General features: G+C 36.7%; 18 protein-coding genes. 14 read left to right on the plus strand and 4 right to left on the minus strand.

Annotation, left to right across the window (positions count from 1 at the left end; genetic code table 11):
- The first annotated feature begins 4 nt into the window (after positions 1 to 4).
- The 11 genes from E4J94_RS02440 to E4J94_RS02490 all read left to right on the plus strand — a co-directional run bounded on the left by E4J94_RS02440 (position 5) and on the right by E4J94_RS02490 (position 7,512).
- The gene (locus E4J94_RS02440; protein ID WP_002978253.1) at positions 5 to 637 is read left to right on the plus strand and encodes a DUF4141 domain-containing protein; all 633 of its coding nucleotides are present in this window, start codon (positions 5 to 7) and stop codon (positions 635 to 637) included.
- Positions 638 to 639: 2 nt separating this feature from the next.
- On the plus strand, positions 640 to 1,635 hold the full coding sequence (traJ, locus tag E4J94_RS02445; RefSeq protein WP_002978255.1) for a conjugative transposon protein TraJ: 996 nt from the start codon (positions 640 to 642) through the stop codon (positions 1,633 to 1,635).
- Positions 1,636 to 1,654: 19 nt separating this feature from the next.
- The gene (gene traK, locus E4J94_RS02450; protein ID WP_002978256.1) at positions 1,655 to 2,278 is read left to right on the plus strand and encodes a conjugative transposon protein TraK; all 624 of its coding nucleotides are present in this window, start codon (positions 1,655 to 1,657) and stop codon (positions 2,276 to 2,278) included.
- An 11-nt stretch (positions 2,279 to 2,289) separates the two neighbouring features.
- Entirely contained in the window at positions 2,290 to 2,718 is a 429-nt protein-coding gene (locus E4J94_RS02455; RefSeq protein WP_135834310.1) for a hypothetical protein, read from the plus strand.
- 23 nt (positions 2,719 to 2,741) lie between these two features.
- Entirely contained in the window at positions 2,742 to 3,029 is a 288-nt protein-coding gene (locus E4J94_RS02460; protein WP_002978260.1) for a hypothetical protein, read from the plus strand.
- On the plus strand, positions 3,016 to 4,365 hold the full coding sequence (gene traM / locus E4J94_RS02465) for a conjugative transposon protein TraM (protein ID WP_135834311.1): 1,350 nt from the start codon (positions 3,016 to 3,018) through the stop codon (positions 4,363 to 4,365). The genes E4J94_RS02460 and traM overlap by 14 nt, the downstream gene beginning before the upstream one ends.
- Before the next feature lie 24 nt (positions 4,366 to 4,389).
- Positions 4,390 to 5,283 carry a conjugative transposon protein TraN gene (gene traN, locus E4J94_RS02470; RefSeq protein WP_045756195.1) on the plus strand — a complete coding sequence of 298 codons (894 nt, stop codon included), beginning with the start codon at positions 4,390 to 4,392 and terminating at the stop codon, positions 5,281 to 5,283.
- A 20-nt stretch (positions 5,284 to 5,303) separates the two neighbouring features.
- Entirely contained in the window at positions 5,304 to 5,864 is a 561-nt protein-coding gene (locus tag E4J94_RS02475; protein WP_045756196.1) for a conjugal transfer protein TraO, read from the plus strand.
- A 12-nt stretch (positions 5,865 to 5,876) separates the two neighbouring features.
- A complete protein-coding gene (locus E4J94_RS02480; protein WP_074964051.1) occupies positions 5,877 to 6,326 on the plus strand; it encodes a DUF3872 domain-containing protein in 450 nt (149 codons plus the stop codon).
- 102 nt (positions 6,327 to 6,428) lie between these two features.
- Positions 6,429 to 6,701 carry a molybdenum ABC transporter permease gene (locus E4J94_RS02485; protein ID WP_135834312.1) on the plus strand — a complete coding sequence of 91 codons (273 nt, stop codon included), beginning with the start codon at positions 6,429 to 6,431 and terminating at the stop codon, positions 6,699 to 6,701.
- A gap of 10 nt (positions 6,702 to 6,711) precedes the next feature.
- Complete coding sequence (locus E4J94_RS02490) at positions 6,712 to 7,512, plus strand: TIGR02391 family protein (protein ID WP_135834313.1); 801 nt, start codon at positions 6,712 to 6,714, stop codon at positions 7,510 to 7,512.
- 39 nt (positions 7,513 to 7,551) lie between these two features.
- On the opposite strand, the gene E4J94_RS02495 is transcribed toward E4J94_RS02490, so the two are convergent.
- Both E4J94_RS02495 and E4J94_RS02500 read right to left on the minus strand, forming a co-directional pair.
- A complete protein-coding gene (locus tag E4J94_RS02495) occupies positions 7,552 to 10,104 on the minus strand; it encodes a phospholipase D-like domain-containing protein (protein WP_246034240.1) in 2,553 nt (850 codons plus the stop codon).
- A gap of 98 nt (positions 10,105 to 10,202) precedes the next feature.
- Positions 10,203 to 11,804 carry a hypothetical protein gene (locus E4J94_RS02500; RefSeq protein WP_135834315.1) on the minus strand — a complete coding sequence of 534 codons (1,602 nt, stop codon included), beginning with the start codon at positions 11,802 to 11,804 and terminating at the stop codon, positions 10,203 to 10,205.
- 169 nt (positions 11,805 to 11,973) lie between these two features.
- On the opposite strand from E4J94_RS02500, the gene E4J94_RS02505 reads away from it, so the two are divergent.
- The 3 genes from E4J94_RS02505 (at position 11,974) to E4J94_RS02515 (ending at position 13,227) form a co-directional block, all read left to right on the plus strand.
- Complete coding sequence (locus E4J94_RS02505; protein WP_135834316.1) at positions 11,974 to 12,285, plus strand: helix-turn-helix domain-containing protein; 312 nt, start codon at positions 11,974 to 11,976, stop codon at positions 12,283 to 12,285.
- 40 nt (positions 12,286 to 12,325) lie between these two features.
- The gene (locus tag E4J94_RS02510) at positions 12,326 to 12,565 is read left to right on the plus strand and encodes a helix-turn-helix domain-containing protein (protein ID WP_449390026.1); all 240 of its coding nucleotides are present in this window, start codon (positions 12,326 to 12,328) and stop codon (positions 12,563 to 12,565) included.
- Positions 12,566 to 12,837: 272 nt separating this feature from the next.
- Positions 12,838 to 13,227 carry a response regulator transcription factor gene (locus E4J94_RS02515; RefSeq protein ID WP_037438467.1) on the plus strand — a complete coding sequence of 130 codons (390 nt, stop codon included), beginning with the start codon at positions 12,838 to 12,840 and terminating at the stop codon, positions 13,225 to 13,227.
- 11 nt (positions 13,228 to 13,238) lie between these two features.
- On the opposite strand, the gene E4J94_RS02520 is transcribed toward E4J94_RS02515, so the two are convergent.
- Together E4J94_RS02520 and E4J94_RS02525 are read right to left on the minus strand one after the other, a co-directional pair.
- A complete protein-coding gene (locus E4J94_RS02520; RefSeq protein ID WP_135834317.1) occupies positions 13,239 to 14,228 on the minus strand; it encodes a hypothetical protein in 990 nt (329 codons plus the stop codon).
- Between the two features lie 96 nt (positions 14,229 to 14,324).
- Positions 14,325 to 14,792: a DUF1905 domain-containing protein gene (locus E4J94_RS02525; protein WP_135834318.1), complete on the minus strand. Its 468-nt coding sequence runs from the start codon at positions 14,790 to 14,792 to the stop codon at positions 14,325 to 14,327.
- Positions 14,793 to 14,943: the final 151 nt, after the last annotated feature.

Consider the following 14,943-nt stretch of genomic DNA (forward strand, 5'->3'; position numbering starts at 1 on the left):
AACAATGAAAAAAGTATTGTATCTGGTGTGTACGGCACTAATGCTCGCCGTAGCACCATCAGCGAAAGCTCAATTTGTAGTAACTGACCCTGCAAATCTGGCATCAGGAATTATCAACAGTGCGAACGAAATCATACAGACTTCTTCCACCGTGAGCAATGTCGTAAAGAACTTCAACGAAGTGAAAAAAGTGTACGATCAGGGCAAGGAATATTACGACAAGCTAAAAGCTATCAACAACCTTGTGAAAGATGCCCGTAAAGTACAGCAAACCGTATTGTTGGTAGGCGATGTGTCCGAAATATATGTTCAGAACTTTGGAAAAATGATGAACGATCCCAATTTCACACCACAGGAATTGGTTGCAATCGGCAATGGTTATTCGGCACTGCTCAATGAAAGTACCGAACTGCTGAAAGAATTGAAGCAAATTATAACCTCTTCAAGCCTTTCGCTAAACGACAAAGAGCGTATGGATATTATTGATCGTGTGTACAAAGAGGTAAAGGATTACCACAGCCTTGTACGCTACTACACTAATAAGAACATTTCTGTAAGCTACCTAAGAGCGAAAAAGAAAAACGACGCACAGAGAGTTCTTGAACTCTATGGAACTTCTAACCAAAAATACTGGTAAAAATGGAATGGGATAATCTTCACGAACTCCTTCGTTCACTTTACGACGATATGATGCCGCTTGCAGGTGATATGGCGGCTGTGGCTAAAGGATTGGCGGGATTGGGTGCGTTGTTCTATGTAGCATTAAAGGTTTGGCAGGCTTTAAGCCGAGCCGAGCCTATCGATGTGTTTCCGTTACTGCGTCCATTCGCTCTGGGTCTTTGTATAATGTTCTTTCCAACCATCGTGTTGGGAACCATTAATGCAGTATTAAGCCCGGTAGTTACAGGAACTCACGCCATACTCGAAGACCAGGTGCTTGACCTCAACCAACTCCAGCAACAGAAAGACCAATTGGAATACGAAGCAATGGTACGAAATCCCGAAACCGCCTATATGGCATCAGACGAAGAGTTTGATAAAAAGCTGGATGAATTGGGCTGGTCGCCATCGGACGTTGGTACAATGGCAGGAATGTATATGGACAGGCAAGCCTACAAGATAGAGAAAGCAATAAAGGATTGGTTTCGCAATTTATTGGAAATACTCTTTCAGGCGGCGGCTTTAGTTATTGATACCATACGAACATTTTTCCTGATAGTCCTTTCGATACTGGGGCCAATAGCTTTTGCTATTTCCGTTTGGGACGGATTTCAGTCCACGCTCACACAGTGGATCACGAGATATGTCAGCGTATATCTCTGGCTTCCTGTTTCCGATTTGTTCAGCTCGATGCTGGCAAGAATACAATCCCTCATACTGGAAAGGGATATAGCAATGCTTGCCGACCCGACCTACATACCCGATACGAGCAATACGGTGTACATCATCTTTATGATTATCGGTATCGTTGGCTACTTCACAATTCCAACAGTAACAGGTTGGGTAATCCAAGCCGGAGGTGCAGGAAACTTTACTCGTAATGTAAATCAAACAGCGATGAAGGCAGGAAACCTTGCGGGTGCTGGTGCAGGATCTACAGTAGGAAACATCGGCGGTAAACTGATGAATAAATAACAATAAATCATTCAAAAAAATGGAATTTAAAACGCTAAGAAATATCGAAAACAGCTTTAGGCAGATAAGACTATATGCCATTGTGTTTGCGGTTCTCTGTATTGGCGTGGTAGGATATGCCGTATGGCAGTCCTACCGCTTTGCAGAAGAACAACGCCAAAAAATCTATGTATTGGATAACGGCAAATCTTTGATGCTTGCCTTATCGCAAGATGCAAGTATCAACCGACCTGTGGAAGCAAGGGAACACGTCAGACGTTTTCACGAGCTGTTTTTTACACTTGCTCCCGACAAAAACGCTATAGAAAGCAATATGAGCAGGGCATTCAATCTTGCCGACAAAAGTGCCTTCGACTACTATAAAGACTTGTCAGAAAAAGGCTATTACAGTCGTATTATATCAGGAAACGTACAGCAACGCATCGAAGTAGATAGTGTGGTCTGCAATTTCGATACCCATCCTTATGCGGTACGAACCTATGCAAAACAATTCATCATTCGGTCAAGCAATGTAACCAGACGTAACTTAATTACTTCCTGCTACCTAGTCAACTCCGTTCGCTCTGACAACAACCCACAAGGCTTCAATATCGAAAAATTTGCAGTCGTGGAAAACAGGGATATAGAAGTCATCGAACGCTAAAAAACAATCTTATGGAAACATTATCAGATTTAAACACGTTCGCAAAAATCCTTACAGAAAAAGGATATAACGGCTATTTTCATACGCAGGGTGCGTATGCCGGAAAGCTGAAAGAAAGTATCAGCGATTACCTTGAAAGCTGCCAAAAAGGTGCAGATACTTTGCCTAAACAAGACTTGTTGTTGACAGGCTACCTACAATGGTCGGGAGAAGACAAGCCAAGCGTAGAATGCAGTATGTGGGTAAATTATCTGAACGGCAAATTCTCACTCAACAGAATGGAGGTGGCAAGAAAAGACCAATTTGGGCAATTGCTAAAAAAATCGGAACTGACAAACCTCTCTTTAATAGTCCTACCCAATGCAGTTGAGGTTATTGCTTTGGTTAATGATGAACAAAAGCAAAATGTGGGTAAAATCTCCAAGCGGTTCAAGCTCTAACATCATCATAAAAAATTAAGAGTATGAAAAAACTAAGAGCAAATATGGATAGGTATTTTGATAAGCTCGACGAACGTTGGCAGGCATTGCCAGTGCGCAAGCAGCACCAATATACCCTGTACTTTTTTGTGGGATATCTACTGCTTACCGCAGGTGTAATTTTCAAAGTCTGGTACGATACCTCAAAGTCTGGAAACGATATGATCATAGAGCATATCGAAAATCCTGTCCTCAAAAAAAATGGAAGTCCTGCAAGATTGCAGGATAGTGTATCAACAATTTTAAAAAATCAAATTTATGAAAGAAAATGAGAACAAAAAATCGGTTGTTCGGGTAACGGAGGGGAACTCGACAGCAACTGCTGATGTGTTGCAAGACGGCACACAGAATAATAAGGAGAAGCTCAAAAAGCCCTTAATTTTCGGCTTAATGGCGATTGTTTTCGTGGGTTGTATGTACCTCATATTTAAACCATCCGAAGACAAAAAGACAATTGAAAATGTAGGGCTGAACGATGCGGTACCAGAGGCTACTGGAACTGGAATGCCTGCAGACAAAGGCAAGGCGTATGAACAGGAAATGCTCGAACGCAAAGAGCAGGAAAAACGCAATGCATTGGCTACACTTTCAGACTACTGGAATACAGAAGACAAAGAAGAGCCAACCGACGAACCGTTTAATGAAGAAGAGGAAAACAACAGCTTTGGCGGTAGTGGGAGAAATTCGGCAAGAAGCAGTAACCCTGCTTTGAACAGCTATCGAAATAGCCAAAGCGCATTGAGTTCCTTTTATCAAGATGATAACGCTGAAACAATGGAACTGCGTAAGCAGGTGGACGAATTGAAAGAAAAATTATCAGAAAAGGATGTGCCACCTGTGGCCACAGTTGATGACCAATTGAAGCTAATGGAGAAATCCTATGAAATGGCAGCAAAGTATCTGCCAAAAAATGCGAATACCGAAAATTCAACACCTGCTAATGGTGCTGTTCCGGATGCTGTTAGTGCTATGGCTACTAACCAAAAAGAGCATTTTGTATCGTTCACATCAGCAAGAAAAAATACAGTATCAGCCCTTTACCGTGAACCATCGGACAGTGCTTTTTTAGCGGATTGGAGCGAAACAAAGAACCGTGGGTTTTATACCGCTGGTTCTTTGGAACAAATGGCACAACCCAAAAACAGTATCAAAGCCTGTGTACACGATGCCCAAACAGTAGTTGGCGAAACAGGTGTGCGTTTACGATTATTAGAGCCTGCAAAAACACCGAGCCGTACCATTCCAAAAGGAACGATTTTAACGGCTAATGCGAAATTTCAGGGAGGGCGTTTACAACTAAAAGTTACCTCGATAGAACTGGAGGGCAATATCATCCCGGTAGATATAACCATTTACGATTTGGACGGACAGCAAGGCTTGTACGTTCCTTATTCGCCCGAAATGAATGCCCTTACTGAAATGGCAGGCAATATGAGCCAGACAGGCGGAACAAGCGTAATGCTCACGCAAAATGCTGGACAGCAGGTTGCAGCAGACCTTAGTCGTGGCGTGGTACAGGGAATTTCGGGCTACTTCGCCAAAAAGGTAAGAACCCCAAAAGTTACGCTGAAAGCAGGATATCAAGTCTTCTTGGTATCTAAAAAATAATGTTGAACTCAAATAATTTTAATAATGAAAAATCATTTAAAAACCTTTTGGGCAATTGCCCTGATACTCGGCTTTGCCGTACAATCTTTTGCACAAGACAGCATCAGAACTCCGCTTGCATTAGGCAAGATAGAACCGTATAAAATGGAAGTTACCTACGATAAAACTTCGCACTTGATTTTTCCGACCGCTATCCGTTATGTGGATTTGGGAAGCGAATATCTAATTGCAGGAAAAGCAGAAGATGCGGAAAACGTGTTGCGTGTAAAAGCAACGGTAAGGGATTTCGAACCTGAAACCAATTTTTCGGTCATTACCAATGACGGACGTTTTTACAGTTTCAATGTCTATTACAGTTCTTACCCAGAGGCAATGAGTTACGACCTACTCACAATGCAAAAGGCAGTTGATAAAGCTAACGGTAACGATGTGCTTTTTGAAGAGTTGGGCAATAATTCGCCTTCGTTGGCAGGATTGCTTTTGGAAACGATTTACAAAAATGATAAGCGTATTGTAAAGCACATTGGGGCAAAAAGTTTCGGCATACAGTTTATTTTGAAAGGAATTTACATTCACAACGGCAAATACTATTTCCATACGGAATTGAGAAATAAAACCAATGTGCCTTTCCAGATTGATTTTATCAATTTCAAAGTAGTAGATAAAAAGGTAGCCAAACGTACTGTGGTACAAGAACGCCCTATGATACCCCTCAGAACTTACAAGCCTTTGGACGAGATTGGCGGAAAACTAACCGAACAAAACGTATTCCTGTTAGACCAATTTACCATTGCCGATGACAAGGTACTGTTGATTGAGATTTTCGAGAAGAACGGTGGCAGACATCAAACTTTGCAGGTAGAAAATTCAGATTTGATAAAAGCTCGTTTGATAAACGATATGCACCTAAAATTTTAATAACATTTTAATGTAATAATATGAAAAAGTATATCTATACCGTGATGTTCATTTTGATGGCCATGACGGTTACACAGGCACAAAGAATGCTCCCAAAACAGAAAGGATTGGAAATAAGCACAGGAATACTGTCCGATGATAAAATCGGTAATGATTATTACCTCAATATCGGAATGACCGTGAACGGTAAAAACGGGAACTACCAGCTTTGGGCATTGGAATACACGCACCAATACCACAATTATAAAGACCTCCGCATACCGCAGGAAACTTATACTGCCGAAGGCGGTTACAGTTTCTTTCTGTTGGGTGATGCCCGTAAAAACATCACACTGAACTTCGGAATAACAGGTGTGGTCGGTTATGAAAGCATCAATCGTGGCGAAGCGATGTTGTATGACGGAGCAAAGATTTTGAGCGAGGATAACTTCATCTACGGAGCTGGTGGACGGCTCACTCTTGAAACATATCTATCAGACCGTTTTGTTTTAATCCTGCAAGGACGCACAAAAGTATTTTGGGGTACGGACTTAGAGCAATTCCGACCATCCGCAGGTGTGGGATTAAGGTTTAATTTTTAAAAACTTAAAACAATGATAGCAATATTTAATAAATTCAGAATAGGATTAGTGCCGATATATGTAATGCTGGCAATCCTAACAGCTTCGGTAACTTTAGTATCTTGTAGTAAAGATGATGAACTCGAAATACAGAACGATTTTCCTTTCGAGGTAAACGTGATGCCAGTTCCAAAAGATGTAGCCAATGGACAAACGGTAGAAATACGCATTGCCATACAGCGAACAGGCAATTACAGCAACACACAGTATTTTCTTCGCTATTTCCAATTTGACGGACAAGGCACATTGCGGTATTACGATGAGCAACCATATTTACCGAACGATTTATACCCATTACCCACAGAGCAATTTCGGTTGTACTATACTTCAACATCTGCCGTTTCGCAATCCTTTGATGTTTGGATTTCGGACAGCTTTGGAAATGAAAAACAGATAAGTTTTCAGTTTAATAGTGCTGATTAAAAACAATGAAATCCTGCCACAAAAAGCAGGATTTCTCTTTTTAAGGGATATTAAAACTGTTTTTTTTTGTAAATTTAAAAAGTAGATTTTAAGTGTTTTGTTATGGTCGCATCATTGGTTATAGGAATAATATTTTTGATTGCAGGTTTAGGACTTCGCTATTGGCTTAACCGACGAAAGTTTTACAGGCGTGGTCCGATGGGAGCCGAAGGTTTTTCATCTTATGAAAGTTCGGTTTTCATTAAATTTATTGAAAAGGTTGGTAAATGGATAGCTTATGGATTGATTATATTTGGACTTTTATCACTTTGGGTTTATTCTCGTGAGAAAAAAAATAGGGAAATCCAAAACATGGAAATCCAGAAACAGAATTAATCATTTTTAAATGACAAAATCCTTTGATGACATAACCTTGCGAAATATATCTGACATTATATCAAATCTATTAACGCATACAAAAATCACAGAACATTTAGCTGGTGCTAATATTTCTCAATCGCAAATTGGTACAAACAAAACCGACAGACTTTTTTATGCATTAAAAGAAAAGCAAATACAAGACAATTGTGGAAATAATGTATTGGCATTTGTAGTTAGGTTATTAAATCCTAAAAGATATAATTCCGAAGACGAATTTGAAAGAGACAGAACAACTATCAATGAAAAATTAGTTTACGAAGGGATAGAAATTGATAAAACCGGACAACCCCGACTAGTTGAAAAGGCTAAAACCATTTCAGAAGCTAAAAGCAGGTCACTTAAAATCAAAGAAAAAGTACACAGTATCGGAGTTCATTCAGAAATTTTACCATACTGCGAAGCCGAATGGCTGAAAGAAAATTATTTTCACTCTATACTAGAAATCACAAAAAGTGTTGCGGAAAGACTTAGGCAGAAAAGTGGCTATACTTCAGATGGAGCAGATCTGGTTGATGATTGTTTTGCTTTAGGAAAAGACAAAAGACCTATGCTTGCTTTTAATATGCTGAATAATCCAAGCGAAGAAAGTGAGCATAAGGGTTTCGGCAACTTCTGTAAAGGATTTTTTTCTATGTACCGAAATCCAAAAGCGCATAACCCGAAAATATTAGAAGACACTCAACTTTCAGAAATGACTGAAGTATTGGTTGTAGCTACAATTATTCATAACAAACTTGATAACACTTACAAAACAGGACTTAAATAGCGCAAATCGGATAACCCAAAAGTTATCCGATTTTTTAACTTACAAATCGGTGCATATAAAAGATGAGAGTTTTAGAGGTAAATAAATTTCGTCTGGACTGTGTTTTATGTAATCTTCTTTATCATAGTCCCACATAAAGCCAGGTCTGATTAAAGTAAAATCGTTTGTTTTATTTACGTACTGAACGTAGCTATAACCCCAAGGCGATTTGTAAATAATTTGCCCGTTAACTGCTGATGTATCAAAGTTCTTATCTTCAATCTGTTCAATCACTTTTATAAACGAAGGACATAGTCTTTCGTAAAATATCTCTAAGTTTTTTTCAAATCCTTTTGTCCTGTTTTTCAACTCAGAAATTCTAATATTAATTTTGGATTTTAATTCTACAAAATTGCTATTGAAATCATCTACATTCCTACAACCTAAATAATGAAGTGCATTTAAAGCCATAGTAAAAAAGTAATGTAATTCATCATCTTTCCATCGATTGTTAATTAAGCAAACAATTGTATTTATGAGTGCCTCTTTTTTTAGTTCCTCGATTTTCTTTTTTGTATAGTCAAATTCATACGCTTTAAATCCGCTTCTTGCCAGCATCAAAAAGTCGCCAATTAAGTTTAAACAACAACCCTTTACATTGTTATTGTCATAATCGTCTACAAATGGTAAATAACTGAAAAAATGGTGCGTGTCTTGTTCGTCATACTTTGCAGATTTCCCTCCGTATTCACTTATCAACTCAAGAGCGATTAAATATTTAGTCAAATCTGTAAGTGTAGGCCTATATGTTTTTGGTCGACTATTCCCATAGAGAATTTCTTGTTGGTAATTGTAAAGGTTATCAAAGTAGTTCATCAACTTTCTTTTTTCAGATTTAAGCATGACAAAGGAGAGGTTACGAACCGTTGCCACTTCTCCTTCCTCATTTCCATTTATGTTGCCTAAATCGTCTTCTTGCTCATCAATACTTATATCAGCTTTTTTATTTGTTGAAATTCCATTTAAATTGATGAACTTCAAAACATCTAAAACACGTAGGGAAAGAGAAGAGAGTAGAAGGTTTTTTTCAAATCCAGAATTTTCTATTGCTTTATAGGAAGAGAGATCGTAAAGTTTTTCAGGTTCTTTGTCATCATTCAACTTTGTAAACGTGTTTCTTCTGCTATCTAAAAAGCTGGCTCCTGTCTCATTTTCTGTTTCGTCAAAGATGGCGTAATGCAACAAGTCAAGAACTTTACTTAGTTCGCCATTTTGAATTTCGCTATAAATTTTCTCAATTTCCTCTGTTTTTGGGTTAGGATGCGTTTTCGCCAAAAGGAAATAATCGGAAATTAATAGTTTATTTGAGATAATCCCATCATTAACATTTGTCAATTGCACATATAGGAAACTGCCTAATTCTAAATTGACTGTTATTTTTAGCTCTTTCGCATAATTTGAGAAAGTTTTGGAATACAAAAATCGGTTTTGTTTATCGAAGAAAACAACCTTGAATTCATCGGTATAAGTTCCAGTGGAATGAAGTATAAATTCATCATAAATCAACTCTGCACAAAGCAACTGTACTTTAAATTGATTGTTCTTGATTATAGTTTCATAAATTGACTGATTTGTAGTCGCTGTAAATTCATCAAGGCTTTTACTATTGCTTGTTTTCAGTTTTATGCCTAATTGATTTAATAATCCACCTTTTTCTGACTGAATAAGAAGTGAAACTTCTGCATTTGAATTTTTGCCCAATAATCCCAATCCTGCAGGTGTAATATTGGCACTACCGAACAAGCAAAACTCTTTTCCATTTTTTGTCTTGAAATGAATAATCTTCCCGTGAAGTTTTGATTTTGAGTTTCCAGATTTTGCATATTGGATTTTGCTTACGCCTGCATCACACCAATTGTAAAATGTAAACGCTTTGCTCACTTGCATTGCAGAAGGGATTAAACCACTTTCATCCAATATGACTTTTACTATGGCTGAAGGAAAAAGAGAATTAAGTTCTTGCAATACTTTCCCATTTTTGTCATAATATGGAGAAATGGTAGTTATTTCTACTACTTTCTCATTGCTAAGATGTTTTAAAAGTTCGTTCCAAATAGAAGTTGTTTCAGTATTAAACAGGAAAGCAACCTTCTCTTTTTGCGACGTTTCGAAAAATTGAAATGTTTTTGTCTTTGGCAATTCATTCAGCCATTTAGAATGTTCAAGTATCCATTTTGTAGTTTTTTCATTCATCTGTCCCTTAACTGACGATGAAAGAGTTGATAGATAATCCCAAGCTGACGAAAAGACTGATGAATTTTCGGTTGAACGAATATCAAAATGAAATGCTCCCCAAATCTCATCATTGTTGCCATTTCCAGAATTTGTAAGGTTTCCAGAACCAACAATAAGCAATCCTTCTTTTTCACCAAACAACATCCAAATTTTTGGATGGAATACTGACTTTTGAAAAACAGGATAAAGTGAATAACCGGCAGAAAGTTGCATTTCTTCTCCTGTCGCTTGTTGCATTAACTCTGAATAATAATGTCCATCAATAAAAACGTTGATGTTTCTCACGCCACAAGAACGCAACCATTTCATTGCTTTCATTTCAAAAAAATAAAAGTCAAAGCTGAAGGTAGTAAGAATTGCAGAATGATATCTTCTGCTTCCTATCAATGTTAGTATGTTTTCTCTTTCTAGTATCATCAGTCAATCAAAAGTTTCTTATGTAATGGCGATAAAACCCTTTGGTCGTTGATTACCTGTAAATCAAACATTATGTTTTGCAAGGCGCTCATTCTTGGCGATGTGTTTCTTGGTGGAAATGTATCTATGAAACGGATGTATTGTTCCTCAATAAAAAATTTGTGGGTAGCCTGTGAGCCGTTGCCCATTTTTCTGAGTGCAACCATTGAGTGCCTGTAAATAATTTTGCGTAAAATAAATTGTTCAACAAAATCTTGAAGTGTATCATTTTCTGCTGTGTGAACTGTCAAGATACCATCAACCATATTCCCATCCCTTTCTATCTTTTTTCTGCTCATAAATTCTTTCAATGGATGAAGTTGCTCTCTATTATTCTTGAATATTTGAAGCAAAAGCATAAAACCATATTTTGCTGCCATAACAGGGTCGTTTGTTGCATCAATTTCCTTTTTGATGTTTTCCTCATCTTCTGTGTCAGGGATTAACTCCAAAATTTCTGCAAGTGAACTTGTTGGCTCTGTAGCTTGCTTTAGCTCTTTGCATATTTCATTTGTAATACTGCTTGAAAATTTCTTTACAAACAATGGTAGATATTGGTCTTGTTGGAAATCGTAAAGATGTTGTAATACAGCCCAAAACATCGTACCGCAACTGTACTGCCAATACTCATTTAATTGATAGCAGTACCAACCAATATTAGTTTCCGTTTCAGGATAACCATTTGTTCCCAATTTCTTTCGGTAACTTTCCAATAGAAATCTATACCAGTCGTAATTATTTTCATTTTTAACAGCTGTATTTAAGAGCGACAAAATTGTTTCCCTTCTGTGAAAAGTAAAACGTTCTTCCATTTCTTGACTTGGATCGTCTTTGTCCAAAAGCATTTCTACATATAGTTGCCATTCGGCATTTTCTGTTTGTACCGTATCAATCGCAAAATACTTTATCAGTTCTGAAATATCATCTTGGTAGAGTTTTCCTTTTTTGATATTAATATAAAATAACTCTTTTATTTGTGGTGACAATGATCCTTCAAAAGCCTCGGCTAATTGTTTCCCAGAAACTTTTTGTCTTGGGTGTGGTTTACTAATGTTGTAAATAACATCTCCATCATCATTTATTGCTGTAATAATTAAGGAAAGTGCCTGCATTGCTCCGTAATAATATTGTCCGAATGCACCGGATGGATATTTCCAATAAACATTTTTATCGGTATTGTCCTTGTCTGCTCCTTCGGCTAAGTCAAAATAAGTTTCCTCAGCTGTATTTATTAGGTTTGAAGCAAAGTTACTTCCTGTTATCTGTTGAACTCCTTTACGCTCGCTTTGCATAATTATGGCAATCATCAATTCAGCTCTGCGGATAAAACGATATTGTTCTTTTGAGTTGCCTTTCTTCTCGGTCTTGAAATAGAAGTCTAAAAGCCAACAATAAAACCCATAATAACGGAGACGATTAGTCAAATTGGAAATTCCAGGCAACATAGTGGCGTAAGTCGCTTCTGAGGTTGTTTGAAGGCCTAACGGGTCAAGTCCAGTGATTAGACTTATTGATGCTCCCCAAAACGGATAATTTGAATTGCCTTTTTGTAATACTGCCATTTAAAATTAATTTATCAGTAACCTATATTCTTCAAATTTACAAAATAAACTATCTTGAAATTTATATCGTGGCGACAAATACTACCTTTCAACGCCAATCAATACAACATTTTCCAAGCTTTTACAAATCCTTGATAAATTCCACTTCCACAGCAAAATTGAGCAGATTATGGAAGTTATCGCAATACAAAAATCCGCATTGGATGGAATGACAAATGAACTGAAAGCACTTTTGGAATTGACCGAAAATGCCACAATGAAATACATTTCAATTTTCAAAGAAGAAAAATGGCTAGATAACCAGGAAGTTTGTTTGATGATGAAGATTACTAAACGGACTTTGCAGACCTACAAGGACAAAGGGCTGTTACCTTATTCCAAACTGAACCGCAAGAATTATTATAAACTCTCGGACGTACGGGCTTTGCTCGAAGCTGGACAGCCGTACAATACCAATGATAATGGATTTACTGACGAATGATAATGAAGAAATCATTTCCCATCAAGAAATGATTTTGATATTGAGAGACCGTATTGAAAATATATTAAAAAACTATCGTCCCGTAATGAATGGAGAAATTTATTTGTCGGGCGAAGATGTATGCAAACTGTTACACATTAGCAAACGCACTTTACAGCAATATCGTGATGATAATATCCTGCCGTATATTCAGATTGGTGGCAAAATTATTTATAAGGAAACAGATTTGATGACAATATTGGAGCAGAATTATATCAATCACAAAACTAATTCAGACTAAGCTTTTTTATTGCATTAATACATCTAATAGCAAGAGTTTAGTATCTTTGCTATGTAAAATATAGAAATACTTAAAGTGTTTTTGCTTTAAGTCCCACATTGAAAACTGGTAATTTTTAGACAACGGGACGATAAGGAAGAACGCTCATGCCATAGGCGTGGGCGCTCGCTTATTCGTTGTCGGGTATACCAGTGCCTCAATGTGCGGTAAGTGTAGTGGCCTGCGCTTTCTTTTTGTGCAGGGCTACATCAACTTTAAAAAAGTATGATGATATGAAAACTGGTACATCCCAACAAAAAATTACACTCGCCTTTATCAATGATAAAAGCCCAATTTTAGATTTCATTTGTAAAGACCTCATTGCTTCAGGAACTGAAGTCTTATTTCGTTCGGAAAGCATTGAAGATGGACTATCACAATTATCTTCATTAAATGAACTCCCAAAAATTTGTATTATCGACCTTGATTTTTACAACAAGAATGTTTTTGTTGAACTTCAAGAATTAAGAACAAAATATCCAACTATAAAACTTATTGCACATAGTGATATTGATGATGAGAAAGTGGGTAAATATCTTTTAGATATTGGTTTTTCAAGTTACTTGCTGATTGGTAATGATGCGGAATATTTTAGAAAAGTAATAGAAGCCGTTATCAATTAGGATAAAATTCACTAATTCTCATACAAAATACTAGCGATTTTTTTATCATTTAGTACAAACCTTATCTGCTCATATTTTTGAGTAGGGTGCATATCCTTTTCTGTAACTGGCGGAAAATATTTTACTCCAATAGTCACGTTTGGTAAACTAAAACTCCAAGATGACCTGATTTTAAAATTCTTACCACACAATTGTTGATCGGATGAGTTCAGACATTCTTTGAATTTTGAAAGCCCTTCGATTTCAAATATTGTTTTCCAGTTTTTACGAACTTCAAAAACGATATTTTCGTCAAGATTTTTCAGGATACTACTTTCATCGGAACTGTTACAGGCGTTTATAAAATCTCTGATGATTTTTCGTGGTTGTTTTTGAATTTCTCTGATTTCTTTCTTTTTGTTTTCAAGATAAGTGCTAAAATCCTTGTCAACCAATTCAGATAACTTATAGTATCCTGAATGAAAAGCTTCTAATGGAGATTTGTATAATCTATCTTTAAAAAAAGTTGCTTCATCCGTTTCATTGGCTTTAAAATGATCCAGAAGCAAAAAACCTTTTTCTTCGGTTGTACTGTTAACACCATCCACAATGTTTACAAAGTAGAACTGCTCTTTATCTTCGAACAAAACTTTGATTTTAGAGTTGAATTTTTCAGACTTATTTGCCGATGCTTTCACAAGATATTTCGTTTCATCCAAAGGATTTTCAATCCGTCTTCCCCAGCCATCAGTCGATAATTCAGATTGGTATCGGTATATTTGTATCCGTATTTCCTTCCGTCCTTTTTCGAGGTCGGTGGTAAATTCATATCCAGGAAAAGAATTGAGAATAGCCGTGTCTAATTCCCATTCCTCATAATCACTTGTAAAATTTATTTGATAGCTAAATTCATATTCCCGAATGTAAACCGGAAATTGGAACTTGTTCCCGACGATTGTTTGCTCTAATAAGGTAATATCGGATTTCCTGTTTACGGTTATTGAGATTTCAGTTTCAATCATTTTGAAATTTATTTTTACTGACAGTTTTAAAGTAATGCCATTTTTTTGTTCAAACCATTGTGCTTGAGAGTAGAAAGGAAATCAAGTGAAGACTGCTTAATCATTGTCGTCACCCAATTGGTCAATGCATTTCAAAATTAGATTTACTTGTTTGTCCTCGGATTTTGTAGAGGATATTTTTTCAATAATTTTGATCCTATCTTCTTTTGGTAATTTATTGAACGATTTTAAAACACCCGAATTTCTAAAAGTATCTAATATTTCTTTTTCTGTAATCGGCTCCTTTGAAGTCAATAAGTAAAGTGTCACAGTTACAGTGTCGCCACCACTTTTGCTGATTGCTTTCCTGATTTTGTCATTAATTGAAATTAGCTTGTCTTGTCCTCCAATCGTAAACAAATTAATACTGTCAATTGTGTAGTTGTCAATTGTACCAGATACTTTCAATGAACCCCATTTTCCTACGATATGTTTAGTGTTAGGTACTTGGATGTGATATGTCCAAGCACCTTTACCTGCTTCATATTTCAATTCGAGTTCCTCGTCCTTTACTAAGTATTTCATCTTTTATGACCTGTATTATAGCTTTACCGCTAACCCATAATTTAGAAAATTTGGGTATTTTGTATAGGAATTAGTCTATTTGTTTTAAGGACAAATTTAATGAATTAGATACTAAAGTTATGGCAAATATTCTATTATAAACCATCATTAA

The sequence above is a fragment of the Empedobacter tilapiae genome (assembly GCF_004785645.1).
Taxonomy (GTDB): Bacteria; Bacteroidota; Bacteroidia; order Flavobacteriales; family Weeksellaceae; genus Empedobacter; species Empedobacter tilapiae.